This is a genomic window from Pseudomonas sp. R4-84 (assembly GCF_054130985.1).
Genome location: NZ_CP096390.1, coordinates 1,261,403 through 1,274,898, shown reverse-complemented (window position 1 = coordinate 1,274,898; position 13,496 = coordinate 1,261,403). Strand labels below are relative to the sequence as shown.

10 protein-coding genes are annotated in these 13,496 nt (G+C 62.8%); all 10 read left to right on the top strand.

Annotated features, from left to right (window positions below; genetic code table 11):
* The first annotated feature begins 243 nt into the window (after positions 1-243).
* The 10 genes from M1D68_RS05985 to pdeM all read left to right on the top strand — a co-directional run bounded on the left by M1D68_RS05985 (position 244) and on the right by pdeM (position 13,484).
* Positions 244-2,694 (top strand): penicillin acylase family protein, encoded by a 2,451-nt coding sequence (locus M1D68_RS05985; protein ID WP_457969642.1) that lies wholly within the window; start codon positions 244-246, stop codon positions 2,692-2,694.
* A gap of 220 nt (positions 2,695-2,914) precedes the next feature.
* Positions 2,915-3,946 (top strand): ligase-associated DNA damage response exonuclease, encoded by a 1,032-nt coding sequence (locus M1D68_RS05980; RefSeq protein ID WP_434562624.1) that lies wholly within the window; start codon positions 2,915-2,917, stop codon positions 3,944-3,946.
* Positions 3,943-5,631, top strand: coding sequence for an ATP-dependent DNA ligase (locus M1D68_RS05975; RefSeq protein WP_457969640.1), 1,689 nt, complete (start codon positions 3,943-3,945; stop codon positions 5,629-5,631). Before M1D68_RS05980 ends, M1D68_RS05975 begins: the two co-directional genes overlap by 4 nt.
* A 259-nt stretch (positions 5,632-5,890) precedes the next feature.
* Positions 5,891-6,673, top strand: a complete 783-nt coding sequence (locus M1D68_RS05970; RefSeq protein WP_457969638.1) for a transporter substrate-binding domain-containing protein — start codon at positions 5,891-5,893, stop codon at positions 6,671-6,673.
* Positions 6,674-6,731: 58 nt separating this feature from the next.
* A complete protein-coding gene (locus M1D68_RS05965) occupies positions 6,732-7,460 on the top strand; it encodes an ABC transporter permease (protein WP_420764307.1) in 729 nt (242 codons plus the stop codon).
* A complete protein-coding gene (locus M1D68_RS05960) occupies positions 7,457-8,167 on the top strand; it encodes an ABC transporter permease (protein WP_457969636.1) in 711 nt (236 codons plus the stop codon). The genes M1D68_RS05965 and M1D68_RS05960 overlap by 4 nt, the downstream gene beginning before the upstream one ends.
* Positions 8,168-8,194: 27 nt before the next feature.
* A complete protein-coding gene (locus M1D68_RS05955) occupies positions 8,195-9,313 on the top strand; it encodes a succinylglutamate desuccinylase/aspartoacylase family protein (RefSeq protein WP_457969634.1) in 1,119 nt (372 codons plus the stop codon).
* Positions 9,314-9,326: 13 nt separating this feature from the next.
* Positions 9,327-10,091 carry an ABC transporter ATP-binding protein gene (locus M1D68_RS05950; protein ID WP_420764304.1) on the top strand — a complete coding sequence of 255 codons (765 nt, stop codon included), beginning with the start codon at positions 9,327-9,329 and terminating at the stop codon, positions 10,089-10,091.
* 250 nt (positions 10,092-10,341) lie between these two features.
* Complete coding sequence (locus tag M1D68_RS05945; protein WP_457969631.1) at positions 10,342-12,828, top strand: ligase-associated DNA damage response DEXH box helicase; 2,487 nt, start codon at positions 10,342-10,344, stop codon at positions 12,826-12,828.
* Entirely contained in the window at positions 12,828-13,484 is a 657-nt protein-coding gene (gene pdeM / locus M1D68_RS05940) for a ligase-associated DNA damage response endonuclease PdeM (protein WP_420764302.1), read from the top strand. The genes M1D68_RS05945 and pdeM overlap by 1 nt, the downstream gene beginning before the upstream one ends.
* Positions 13,485-13,496 lie beyond the last annotated feature (12 nt).

Here is a 13,496-nt window from a genome sequence, read left to right as displayed (position 1 = left end):
ATTTTGCACCACTTGAACATCACCGTTCCCTACGAGCAAGTCGTCGATCGGCCCGTGGCGAGGGGCCGCTTCATCGCCACGTGTTCAGCGGATTGCGGGCTTCGCCGCGGGCTTCGCCGCGGGCTTTGCCGCAGGCTTTCATCGCCAAATCAACAAATAACCCCACCGCCCGCTTGCGCGGCCCCTTCCTGCTCACTAACGTAGCGCCTTTATTGGTGCCACCCCTCCCGCAGGAGCTTTGCCATGGCCTCGCCAGCCTTTATTTCCCTCATTCCCAAGCTCGGCGTAGCCGCAGCAGCGGCCAGTGTGCTCGGTTTGAGCGGTTGCCAGGCCTGGAATACCCAGGACACTGTCCCGCCTACCACCGGCGTGCAACCGCTCAAGGGGCTGGCGCAGAATGTCTCGGTCCGGCGCAACGCCATGGGCATGCCGCTGATCGAAAGCAACAGTTTCCACGACGCCCTGTTCGCCCTCGGCTATGTCCACGCCAGTGACCGGATCACGCAGATGGCGACCCTGCGCCTGCTTGCCCAAGGTCGGCTGGCGGAAATGTCCGGGGCCGAACGGCTCGATATCGACCGCTACATGCGGGCGGTGAACCTGAAGAAAAACGCCGACGAGCTTTATAAAGCGTCATCGCCGCGCCTCAAGCGATTCTTTGAAGTCTATGCCCGGGGCGTCAATGCCTACCTGTTCCGCTATCGCGACAAGTTGCCGGCGGACTTGGCTGCCACCGGCTACAAGCCCGAATACTGGAAGCCGGAAGACTCGGCGCTGCTGTTCTGCCTGCTGAATTTCAGCCAGTCGGCCAACTTGCCGGAAGAGCTGGCCACCCTGGTGCTGGCCCAGACCGTCACAAACGACAAACTGGCCTGGCTGAGCCCGTCCTACCCCGATGAACCGCTGCCCCTGGCGGAAGCCGATAAACTTCAGGGCGTCCGCCTCAATGGCCAGGTGCCCGGCCTGGACCAAATCAGCAAGGCTGGCGCCCAGTTGTCCGACCTGAATCTGTTGGGCGCAGCGTTTTCGAGCAACTGGGCCATCGCCCCGCAACGCAGCCGCAACGGTAAAAGCCTGTTGGCCAGCGACAGCCATGGCCCGCTGGGCGTGCCGTCGCTCTGGAGCCCGGTGCAGATCCGCGCGCCCAAGTACCAGGCGGCCGGGCTTTCCGTGGCGGGTATTCCGATGATCCTGGCCGGCTTCAACGGCCACGTGACGTGGAGCATGACCAGCGTCCTGGGTGACAACCAAGACCTGTTCCTGGAAAAGATCCGACGCCAGGGCAACGGGCTGTCCTACGAAGTGAACGGCAAATGGCAGCCGGCGACCGTGCGCAACGAAACCTATTTCATCAAGGGTCAACGGTCTATTCGTGAAGCCGTGTACGAGACCCGCCACGGCCCCCTGCTCAACAGCGCCCAAGGCCCAGCCATGGCCAACGGTCTGGGGCTGGCCTTGCAATTGCCGAGTTTCACCGACGACAAGACCCTGGATGCGTTCTTCGATCTGTCACGCTCGCGAAATATCGAGAAAGCCTCGGATGCGAGCCGGGAGATTCGCGCCCTGGCGGTGAACATGGTGTTTGCCGACGCGCGCAACATCGGCTGGCAAGTGACCGGCCGCTACCCCAACCGCCGTGAAGGCGAAGGATTGCTGCCATCGCCCGGCTGGGAGGGTCGCTATGACTGGGACGGTTATGCCGACCCGATGCTGCACCCCTACGACCAGGACCCGGTCCAGGGTTGGCTCGGCACTACCAACCAGCGGGTCATTCCCCATGGCTACGGCATGCAATTGTCCAACTCCTGGGCGGCGCCGGAGCGTGGCGAGCGCCTGGCCGAACTGGCCGGCGCCGGCAAGCACGACGCCCGCAGCCTGAGCGCCATGCAATATGACCAGACCACGACGTTCGCGGCCAAACTCAAGAAAGTCTTCGAAGCCCCAGGCATGGCCCAGCCGCTGAAACAGGCGATCGAAGCCCTGCCGGTGGCGGACCGGGCCAAGGCTCGCGAGGCCTACACCCGCCTGATGGCGTTCGACGGCAGGCTCAGCCCGGTGTCCACCGACGCGGCGATCTACGAGCTGTTCCTGCAGGAAAGCATGAAGCAGACGTTCCTCGATGAACTGGGTCCGGAAAGCAGCCCAGCTTGGAAAGCACTGGTCGCGAACGGCCAACGGTCCTACTCGGCCCAGGCCGATCACCTGCTCGGCCGCGAGGACAGCCCGTTCTGGGACGACGTGCGCACCCCGCAGAAAGAAGACAAGGCCGTGATCCTTGCTCGCAGCCTGGCAGCGGCCATCACTGTCGGCGAGAGCCAACTGGGCAGCGATCACACCACTTGGCAGTGGGGCAAACTGCACCGCTACGAGTGGAAAAACACCAGCGGCCAGGTCGTACGTGGGCCGTTGGCGGCTGGCGGTGATGGCACCACGCTCAATGCCGCGGCATTCGCCTGGGGCCAGGATTTCAACACCGCCCTGGCGCCGGCCCTGCGCTTGATCGTCGATTTCAGCCAGCCCGAGCCGTTGACGATCCAGGGCGGCGCCGGTCAATCGGGGAACCCGGCCAGCCCGAACTATGTGAACGGCATCGATCCGTGGATCAAGGCGCAGTATCAAAGCCTGCCGATGCAACCGCAGAACTTTGATCGCGGGTATGGCAAGGCGCGGTTGACGTTGGTGCCTGGAAAATAACCTGGAACGGCCTTTGAGATTTGCGGTGAGTTGAAAATTGCCATCGCGAGCAAGCTCGCTCCCACAATGAGGCGGTGTTGAGTTCCGTATTTCCGCATCACACCAAGCCACTGTGGGAGCGAGCTTGCTCGCGATGGCGTCAGTCCGTCCTCTGAAAACCGATCGAACTTCTCCCCCCGCCCCCGCCTCTACCTGACAAGCCCATCGCCCCGGTGACCGCATGGATCTTGTCATTGCCCGCCCCGAAGGCCTGTACTGTCCGCCCGGAGATTTCTACATCGACCCCTGGCGCCCGGTAGAACGCTCAGTGATTACCCACGCCCACGGCGATCATGCCCGCGGCGGCAACCAGCACTACCTCGCAGCGGCCCCCGGCGAAGGCATTCTCCGTTCCCGGCTGGGCCAGGACATCAATCTGCAAACCCTGCCCTATGGCGAACGCCTGCGGCATCACGGCGTAACGCTGAGCTTTCATCCCGCCGGGCATGTGCTGGGCTCGGCCCAGGTCAGGTTGGAATACGAAGGCGAAGTGTGGGTCGCCTCCGGCGATTACAAAGTCGAGCCCGACGGCACCTGCGCACCGTTCGAGCCGGTGAAATGTCACACGTTCATCACCGAATCCACCTTCGGCCTGCCGATCTATCGCTGGCAACCCCAGGCGCAAGTCTTTGATGAGATCAACCAGTGGTGGCGCGGGAACATTGCCGCCGGCCGGGCCAGCGTGTTGTTCTGCTATTCCTTCGGCAAGGCCCAGCGGATTCTCCACGGCATCGATGACAGCCTCGGGCCGATCCTCGCCCACGGCGCGGTGGAACCGTTGAACCGGGTGTACCGAGAAGCAGGTATTCACCTGCCGCCGACACTTTATGCGGGCGATTTCAAAAAGAACGACCCGATCATGAGCCAGGCGCTGATCATTGCTCCACCTTCCGCCGGCGGTAGCAGCTGGATGCGTCGTTTCGGCGACTACAGCGACGCCTTCGCCAGTGGCTGGATGCGCCTGCGCGGCACCCGTCGGCGCCGCGGCGTGGACCGCGGATTCGTATTGTCCGACCACGCCGACTGGCCTGGCCTGCTCTGGGCCGTCGAGCAGACCGGCGCCGAGCGGGTCATGGTCACCCATGGTTCGGTCGCCGTGCTGGTGCGCCACCTTTGCGAACAAGGTCTCGACGCCCAGGGTTTCACCACCGAGTACGGCGACGATGAAGAAGACCTCGCCCAGGCACCCGTCAGCGGCGAGGAGGCACCATGAAAGCCTTCGCCGAGCTGTATGCCGAACTGGACGCCACCACCTCCAGCAACGCCAAGCTGGCCGCCATGCAGGATTATTTCGGCAAGGCACCGCCGGAAGATGCCGCCTGGGCTGTGTATTTCCTCTCCGGTGGCCGTCCACGGCAACTGGTGCCAGTGAAAATCCTGCGGGAGCTGGCGGTCCGGGTGTCCGGGTTGTCGCTCTGGCTGTTCGAGGAGAGTTATCAGGCCGTGGGCGACCTGGCCGAAACCATTTCTCTGGTCCTTCCCGAATCGACCCACAACAGCGACGAGGGCCTGGCGCTTTGGATCGAAGAGAAACTGTTGCCGCTGCGCGGTGAGTCGCCCGAGGTCCTGGCTCAACGGCTTCCGGCGCTGTGGGCGCAGCTCGACCGGTCGAGCCTGATGCTCTGCATCAAGCTGATCACCGGCAGTTTCCGCGTCGGTGTGTCCAAGCTATTGGTGACCCGTGCCCTGGCGACCATGGCCGGGCTGGACAGCAAACGGGTGGCCCAACGACTGGTGGGCTACACCGATCTGTCCCATCGTCCCACGGCGGCCAGCTACCTCAAGCTGATCGCCGCCGAGTCCGACGATGAACATGCCCAGCGCGGCGGCCAGCCATATCCGTTCTTCCTGGCACACGCCCTGTCGCAACCGGCGGAGCAATTCGACACCCTGCTGGGGCCAGCCAGTGACTGGCAGGTTGAGTGGAAATGGGACGGGATCCGCGCCCAGGTGATCAAGCGCGACGGCCACTTGTGGATCTGGTCCCGAGGCGAGGACCTGGTCACCGAACGATTCCCGGAACTGCACCCACTGGCCCAGGCGTTGCCCGACGGCACGGTAATCGACGGCGAGATCGTCGTCTGGAAAGCGCCGCAGTCAGTCATCGACGACGCTTTCGACCCGCAGGCGCCACTGCAACCTGCGGTGCAACCCTTCGCCTTGTTGCAACAACGCATTGGTCGCAAGACCCTGGGCAAGAAGATCCTCGAAGACGCCCCCGTGGTGGTGATGGCCTATGACCTGCTGGAATGGCAAGGCGAGGACTGGCGCAGCCGGCCCCAGGCCGAGCGTCGCGAACAGCTGGAAACGTTGGTCGCCCGTTGCCACAGCCCCGTACTGTTGCCATCGCCCGTCGTGACCGGCCGGGACTGGCTCGACCTCGCCCGCCAGCGCGAAGCCTCACGCAGCCTCGGCGTCGAAGGCATGATGCTCAAGGCCCGCAATGCGCTGTACGGCGTCGGGCGGACCAAGGACATGGGCGTTTGGTGGAAATGGAAAATCGACCCGTTCAGCGTCGATGCCGTGTTGATCTACGCCCAACGCGGCCATGGCCGACGCGCCAGCCTGTACAGCGACTACACCTTCGCGGTGTGGGACAACCCGCCGGGCAGTCGCGAACGCACGCTGGTGCCGTTCGCCAAGGCTTATTCAGGCCTGACCGATGCACAAATGCGCCAGGTCGACAGCATCGTGCGCAAGACCACCGTGGAAAAGTTCGGCCCAGTGAGCAGCGTCACCCCCACCTTGGTGTTCGAGTTGGGCTTTGAAGGCATCGCCCTGTCCAAGCGCCACAAGAGTGGGATCGCGGTGCGGTTTCCGCGAATGTTGCGCTGGCGCCAGGATAAGAGCGTCGATGAGGCCGACACACTGGCAACCCTTCAGGACTTGCTGAAATAACACCCCTCGCCACAAAAAACCGTTCGTCTTTTGCCATAGCGTTTTTCCAAACAGCGCACGCTCCATCCCGGTGCGCTTTTTGATGTACGCTCATCCCCGCGCACCACCGCGTTCCGTCATCTGCCGCGAGTGCTTTTAAAACACTTGTTCGGCACTATGGTTCGGAAATTGCTACCTTTATGCCGTCATACCGTTCAGACCTTCACCGGTAACAATCCAACGCGCCACAAGCGCTCAAATTGGTTTTAGGGACTCAATAATGAAAAAAGCACTGCTGACCCTTTCTGCACTGGCATTGTGCGTGGCTGCTGGCGCTGCCACGGCCAAGGAATACAAGGAACTGCGTTTTGGTGTCGACCCGTCCTACGCCCCGTTCGAATCCAAGGCCGCCGACGGCAACCTGGTGGGTTTTGACATCGACCTGGGCAATGCGATCTGCGCAGAACTGAAGGTCAAATGCAAATGGGTCGAAAGCGATTTCGACGGCATGATCCCAGGCCTCAAGGCCAATAAATTCGACGGCGTGATCTCATCCATGACCGTGACCCCGGCCCGCGAAAAAGTCATCGACTTTTCCAACGAGCTGTTCTCCGGCCCAACGGCTTATGTATTCAAGAAAGGTTCGGGCCTGAGCGAAGACGTTGCCTCGCTCAAAGGCAAGACCGTTGGCTACGAGCAAGGCACCATCCAGGAAACCTACGCCAAGACCGTACTGGACAAGGCTGGCGTCAAGACCCAGGCCTACCAGAACCAGGATCAGGTCTATTCCGACCTGACCTCCGGCCGCCTCGATGCCGCGATCCAGGACATGCTCCAGGCTGAGCTGGGCTTCCTGAAGTCGCCAAAAGGCGCAGACTATGAAGTCAGCAAGCCTGTTGACAATGAATTGCTGCCCTCCAAGACCGCTATCGGTATCAAGAAAGGTAACAAAGAGCTGAAGGCGCTTTTGGATAAAGGTATCAAAGCGTTACACGACGACGGCAAGTACGCCGAAATCCAGAAAAAACACTTTGGCGATCTGAATCTGTACAGCGGCAAATAATGCGCAGTGCCCACCCGGTTTCGGGTGGGCACTTTTTTTCTGCCCAAGGCAATCTTCCATGTTCGAACAACTCCTACAAAATCTGGGGCTCTCGGCCTTCAGCCTGCAGGGCTTTGGCCCGCTGCTGATGCAGGGCACCTGGATGACGATCAAGCTCTCTGCCCTGTCCCTGTTGTTAAGCGTTCTGCTCGGCCTGCTGGGCGCCAGCGCCAAGCTGTCCAGCGTCAAATTGCTGCGTGTTCCAGCCCAGCTCTACACCACGCTGATTCGCGGTGTACCCGACCTGGTGCTGATGCTGCTCATCTTCTACAGCCTGCAAACCTGGCTGACGTCTTTTACCGATTTCATGGAATGGGAATACATCGAGATCAACCCATTCGGCGCCGGGGTCATCACCCTGGGCTTCATTTATGGCGCGTACTTCACCGAAACCTTTCGCGGCGCGATCCTCGCGGTGCCGCGCGGGCAGGTCGAAGCGGCCACGGCCTATGGCCTCAAGCGTGGCCAGCGTTTCCGCTACGTGGTGTTCCCGCAAATGATGCGCTTTGCCCTGCCGGGCATTGGCAACAACTGGATGGTGATGCTAAAGGCCACCGCGCTGGTGTCGATCATCGGCCTGGCTGACCTGGTCAAGGCGGCCCAGGACGCGGGCAAGAGCACCTACCAGCTGTTCTACTTTCTGGTGCTCGCGGCGCTGATCTATCTGATGATCACCAGCGCGTCCAATATCATCCTGCGCTGGCTTGAACGGCGCTACGCCGCCGGAGCCCGGGAGGCGGTGCGATGATCGAACTCCTGCAGGAATACTGGCGACCGTTTCTCTACAGCGACGGCGTCAACATCACGGGCCTGGCGATGACTCTGTGGCTGCTCAGCGCTTCGTTGCTGATCGGCTTCGTGGTATCGATCCCGCTGTCCATCGCGCGGGTTTCACCCAGGTTCTACGTCCGCTGGCCGGTGCAGTTCTACACCTACCTGTTCCGTGGCACGCCGCTCTACATTCAGCTGCTGATCTGCTACACCGGCATCTACAGCCTCGAGGCGGTGCGCGCGCAACCCGTGCTCGACAGTTTCTTTCGCGACGCGATGAACTGCACGATCCTGGCATTCGCCTTGAACACCTGCGCCTACACCACGGAGATTTTCGCCGGGGCCATTCGCAGCATGAACCACGGCGAGGTCGAGGCGGCCAAGGCTTACGGCCTGACCGGCTGGAAACTCTACGCCCACGTGATCATGCCGTCGGCCCTGCGTCGTTCGCTGCCGTATTACAGCAACGAAGTGATTCTGATGCTGCACTCGACGACCGTGGCGTTCACCGCTACCGTTCCAGACGTGCTGAAGGTCGCGCGAGATGCAAACTCGGCCACGTTCCTGACGTTCCAGTCGTTCGGGATCGCCGCCTTGATCTACCTGACCATAACGTTTGCACTGGTGGGCCTCTTCCGCCTCGCCGAACGCCGCTGGCTGGCCTTCCTCGGGCCAACCCACTAAGGCTTCCGTTCCAGGACATACACGCACATGCGCCACCAGATACATGACCTGCTGGCCCCGCTGCCGGGGACCGCACGCAAGATCCACAGCTTTCACTTCGGCCCGGAAAAGGCCGATGGCAAAATCTACATCCAGTCGTCCCTGCACGCCGATGAGCTGCCCGGCATGCTCGTGGCCTGGCACCTCAAGCGGCGCCTGGCCGAGTTGGAGGCCTCCGGCCATTTGCGACACGAGATCGTGCTGGTGCCTATTGCCAACCCCATCGGCCTTGAACAAGTGCTGATGGACGTGCCGCTGGGCCGCTATGAGTTGGAGAGCGGGCAGAATTTCAACCGCCGGTTCGTCGACCTGAGCGAAGAGATCGGCAATGAAATCGAAGGCTTGCTGACCGACGACCCGCGGCACAACCTGATGCTGATCCGCACCAGCCTGCGCGATGCCCTGAGCCGCCAGAGCGCCAGCACGCAATTGCAATCCCAGCGCCTGGTCCTTCAGCGGCTGGCCTGCGACGCCGACATGGTGCTCGACCTGCATTGCGATTTCGAAGCCGTGGCCCACCTCTACACCACCCCCGAAGCCTGGCCGCAGGTCGAGCCGCTGGCACGCTACATCGGCGCCGAGGCCAGCCTGTTGGCCACCGACTCGGGCGGCCAGTCGTTCGATGAGTGTTTCACGCTGCTGTGGTGGCAGCTCAAGGAACGTTTTGGCGAACGATTCGAGATTCCCCTGGGAAGCTTTTCGGTCACCGTCGAACTGCGCGGCCAGGGTGACGTCAACCACGGCCTGGCGAGCCTCGACTGCCAGGCATTGATCGAGTACCTGATCCACTACGGCGCCATCGACGGCGAACCGGTGCCGTTGCCCGACCTGCCCTACCCGGCCACGCCGCTGGCGGCCGTCGAACCGGTGGCGACGCCGGTTGGCGGGCTGCTGGTGTACAACGCCCTGCCCGGCGAGTACATGGAGGCGGGGCAACTGATCGCCGAAATCATCGACCCGGTCAACGACACCGTCACGCCCGTTCATTGCCGCAACGCCGGGCTGCTTTATGCCCGCTCGCTGCGCCGCATGGCCACCGCCGGCATGGTCATCGCCCATGTCGCCGGAACCGAAGCCTACCGCAGCGGCTACTTACTTTCGCCTTGAGGATGCCTGTTCCATGTACAAACTGACCATCGAAGGCCTGCACAAGAGCTATGGCCAGCACGAGGTGCTCAAAGGGGTTTCACTCAAGGCCAGGACCGGCGACGTGATCAGCCTGATCGGCGCCAGCGGCTCGGGCAAAAGCACCTTCTTGCGCTGCATCAACTTCCTCGAACAACCCAACGACGGCGCCATGACCCTGGACGGCCAGTCGATCCAGATGATCAAGGATCATCACGGCATGCGCGTGGCCGATGCCGACGAGCTGCAACGCATCCGTACGCGCCTGGCCATGGTGTTCCAGCACTTCAACCTATGGAGCCACATGACCGTGCTGGAAAACATCACCATGGCGCCACGCCGGGTGCTGGGCGTCAGCAAGCAGGAAGCCGACGAGCGCGCCCGTCGTTATCTCGACAAGGTCGGCCTGCCGGCCCGCGTCGCCGAGCAATACCCGGCGTTCCTGTCCGGCGGGCAGCAACAGCGCGTGGCGATTGCCCGCGCCTTGGCGATGGAGCCGGAAGTCATGCTGTTCGACGAACCGACTTCCGCCCTCGACCCGGAGCTGGTGGGAGAAGTGTTGAAGGTGATCCAAGGCCTGGCGGAAGAAGGCCGCACCATGATCATGGTGACTCACGAAATGAGCTTCGCCCGCAAGGTTTCCAATCAAGTGCTGTTCCTGCACCAGGGCCTGGTGGAAGAAGAAGGCGCGCCGCAAGACGTGCTGGGCAACCCCAGGAGCGAGCGACTCAAGCAGTTCCTCAGCGGCAATCTGAAATAACTCCCCGCCTCCGTGGCGAGGGAGCTTGCTCCCGCTGGCGTTCAATCAACGAGTCTTAAACACAGCAATACCTGCGGGAGCGAGCTGGCTTGCGAAGGCGATAGACCAGTCGCCATCGATGCTGCCTGAGCTGGCCCTATCGCGAGCAAGCTCGCTCCCACAGGGGTCCGCGCCCGACCAGTCGATCAAATAAACCTTCATCTCCTGCCGTGGTCACTGAAGAAGGACCTTCAGGGCGCACACGGCACGCATGGCGACATCCAGCAACTTCGCAAAAAAGTGGTTCGACGCCCGGGGCTGGAAGCCGTTCGCTTTTCAAAAAAATGTGTGGGCCGCGGTCAAGCGCGGCGAGTCGGGGCTGCTGCACGCCAGCACCGGCGCCGGCAAGACCTACGCCGTGTGGTTTGCCGCCCTCAACCGTTTCGCCCGCGCCGTGCCGCCGCCGGACAAACCCCGAAAACGCAAACCTGCGGCCGAGCCGTTGACAGTCTTGTGGATAACGCCGATGCGCGCGCTGGCCGCTGATACCGGCAAGGCACTTCAAGCGCCCCTCGACCCGTTGCAGATCCCCTGGACCGTCGGCCTGCGCACCGGTGACACCAGCGCGAACGAACGCGCCCGCCAAGGCCGACGCCTGCCCACGGCGCTGATCACCACCCCGGAAAGCCTGACCCTGATGCTGGCCCGCGCCGACGCGCAAACCGCCGTTTCGACCTTGCGCATGGTCGTGGTGGATGAATGGCACGAATTGCTCGGCAACAAGCGTGGCGTGCAGTTGCAACTGGCCCTGGCCCGCTTGCGGCGCTGGCATCCGGGGCTGATCGTGTGGGGAGTCTCCGCGACCCTGGGTAACCAGGCCCACGCCGAACAGGTGCTTATCCCACAAGGCAATGGTGCCAGCGTGCAGGGTGCCAACGCCAAGGCCCTACAGGTCGATACGCTGTTGCCGCCGACCCTTGAACGTTTCCCCTGGGCCGGGCACATCGGCTTGAAAATGCTGCCCCAGGTCGTCGCCGAAATCGACGCCAGCAGCAGCTGCCTGGTCTTTACCAACACCCGTGCGCAGTCGGAAATCTGGTACCAGGCTATCCTCGAGGCACGTCCGGACTGGGCCGGGCTGATCGCGCTGCATCACAGCTCGTTGTCCCGCGAGACCAGGGATTGGGTGGAACAAGCCCTCAAGGATGGCCAGCTCAAAGCGGTGGTGTGCACCTCAAGCCTGGACCTTGGGGTGGATTTTCTGCCGGTAGAACGGGTGTTGCAGATCGGCTCGGCCAAGGGTGTGGCGCGGCTGATGCAGCGCGCCGGACGCTCCGGCCACGCGCCGGGACGGACCTCGCGAATCACACTCGTGCCGACCCATAGCCTGGAACTGATCGAGTCCGCCGCCGCGCAGGACGCCGTGGCGCAGCGGCGCATCGAGCCCCGGGAATCGCCGCACAAACCCCTGGACGTGCTGGTCCAGCATTTGGTCAGCATGGCCCTGGGCGGCGGTTTCAGGCCCGACGAACTGTTCGACGAGGTCCGTGGCGCCTGGGCTTACCGCGATTTGAACCCTGCCGAATGGGCATGGGCCCTGGCGTTCGTGCGCCACGGTGGACTCTCGTTGACGGCCTACCCTGACTATCGACGGGTCGAGCCGGACGAGCACGGCGTATGGCGCGTGCCTGACGCACGCCTGGCCCGGCGCCACCGCATGAGCATCGGCACCATCGTCAGCGACGCCAGCCTGCAGCTGAAGTTCTGGAGCAAGGGCGGTGGCGGCAAAACCTTGGGCAGCGTGGAAGAAGGTTTTATCGCGCGGCTGCGTCCCGGCGACGGGTTTCTCTTCGCCGGGCGGTTATTGGAACTGGTCCGGGTCGAAGACATGACGGCCTACGTGCGGCGCAGCCAGGCGAAAAAAGCTGCCGTGCCACGCTGGAACGGCGGCCGCATGCCACTTTCCAGCGAACTTGCCGCCGCGGTCGTAGCACGCCTGAGCGAGGCCGCCGCAGGCCATTTCGACGGCCCGGAGATGCGCGCCGTGCAACCATTACTATCGACGCAACTGCGCTGGTCCGGCCTCCCCACGCAGGGCACGTTGCTGGCCGAAGCGCTCAAGTCCCGGGAGGGCTGGCACCTGTTCCTCTATCCGTTCGCCGGGCGCCAGGTTCACCTCGGGCTTGCCAGCCTGCTGGCCTGGCGCGTCAGCCAGCGACAACCGGTGACATTTTCCATCGCGGTCAACGACTACGGACTGGAACTGCTCAGCGCCACCCAAGTGGACTGGTCAGCGCACCTGAACCCGGGGCTCTTGCGCACCGATGATCTGCTGGTGGACGTGCTCGCCAGCCTGAATGCCGGAGAACTGGCGCTGCGGCGCTTTCGCGAGATCGCCCGAATCGCCGGGCTGGTATTCGCCGGCTATCCCGGCGCGCCGAAGAGCACACGGCAAGTCCAGGCCTCCAGCGGACTGTTTTTTCAAGTGTTCAAGCAATACGACGCCGATAACCTGCTGCTGGCCCAGGCCGGCGAGGAGGTCCTGCGCGAAGAATTGGATATACGCCGACTGGAGCAGACCTTGGAACGCCTCGATACGTTGAAGCTGGACCTGCACATCATTAAACGCCCCACCCCGCTGGGCTTCCCGTTATTGGTGGAACGGTTCCGCGAAAGCATGAGCTCGGAAAAACTTGCCGATCGAATCCGCCGGATGGTCAGCGAACTGGAACGAACCGCCGATAAAGGTACCGTCTGATGCCCGCGCCCTACCCCATCAACCTCGCCGGTGAAGAACTCTGGCTGCTGCCGCACAAAGCCCTGTACTGGCCGGCCCAGGAAACCCTGATGGTGGCCGACGCACATTTCGGCAAGGCCGCTGCCTATCGCAGCCTCGGCCAACCGGTGCCCCACGGCACGACGGCGAGCAATATCGCCGTGCTGGATCAACTGCTGGCAAGCGTGCCGTGTCGATTGCTGATTTTCCTTGGGGATTTCCTTCACGGGCCTGGTTCCCATGCCCCCGGCACACTGAACGCTCTCGCCGGTTGGCGTGAACGGCATCAAGCACTTCCCATCACGCTCATACGTGGCAATCACGACAAGAGCGCTGGCGATCCACCGCCCTCGATGAATATCCGCGTCGTACCCGAGCCACTGCTGCTGGGCCCGTTCGCCGTGCAACACGAACCCACGCCGCACCCAAGCCGACATGTGCTGGCCGGGCATGTGCACCCGGTCTATCACTTGACAGGCAAAGGCCGGCAACGGCTTCGGCTTCCGTGTTTCCGCCTCGGTAGTGATGTCAGCCTTCTGCCGGCCTTCGGTGCGTTCACCGGAGGCTATCGGGTCGAGCAGGACAACGACTGCAAGATCTTCGTGATTGGCGACAACGAAATATGGCCCGTCAGCTGAAGCGCATTCGCT

Excerpts from the sequence above, each read along its gene's own strand:
- M1D68_RS05985 (WP_457969642.1), top strand. The coding sequence starts at position 244 with ATGGCCTCGCCAGCCTTTATTTCCCTCATTCCCAAGCTCGGCGTAGCC.
- M1D68_RS05980 (WP_434562624.1), top strand. The coding sequence starts at position 2,915 with ATGGATCTTGTCATTGCCCGCCCCGAAGGCCTGTACTGTCCGCCCGGA.
- M1D68_RS05975 (WP_457969640.1), top strand. The coding sequence starts at position 3,943 with ATGAAAGCCTTCGCCGAGCTGTATGCCGAACTGGACGCCACCACCTCC.
- M1D68_RS05970 (WP_457969638.1), top strand. The coding sequence starts at position 5,891 with ATGAAAAAAGCACTGCTGACCCTTTCTGCACTGGCATTGTGCGTGGCT.
- M1D68_RS05965 (WP_420764307.1), top strand. The coding sequence starts at position 6,732 with ATGTTCGAACAACTCCTACAAAATCTGGGGCTCTCGGCCTTCAGCCTG.
- M1D68_RS05960 (WP_457969636.1), top strand. The coding sequence starts at position 7,457 with ATGATCGAACTCCTGCAGGAATACTGGCGACCGTTTCTCTACAGCGAC.
- M1D68_RS05955 (WP_457969634.1), top strand. The coding sequence starts at position 8,195 with ATGCGCCACCAGATACATGACCTGCTGGCCCCGCTGCCGGGGACCGCA.
- M1D68_RS05950 (WP_420764304.1), top strand. The coding sequence starts at position 9,327 with ATGTACAAACTGACCATCGAAGGCCTGCACAAGAGCTATGGCCAGCAC.
- M1D68_RS05945 (WP_457969631.1), top strand. The coding sequence starts at position 10,342 with ATGGCGACATCCAGCAACTTCGCAAAAAAGTGGTTCGACGCCCGGGGC.
- pdeM (WP_420764302.1), top strand. The coding sequence starts at position 12,828 with ATGCCCGCGCCCTACCCCATCAACCTCGCCGGTGAAGAACTCTGGCTG.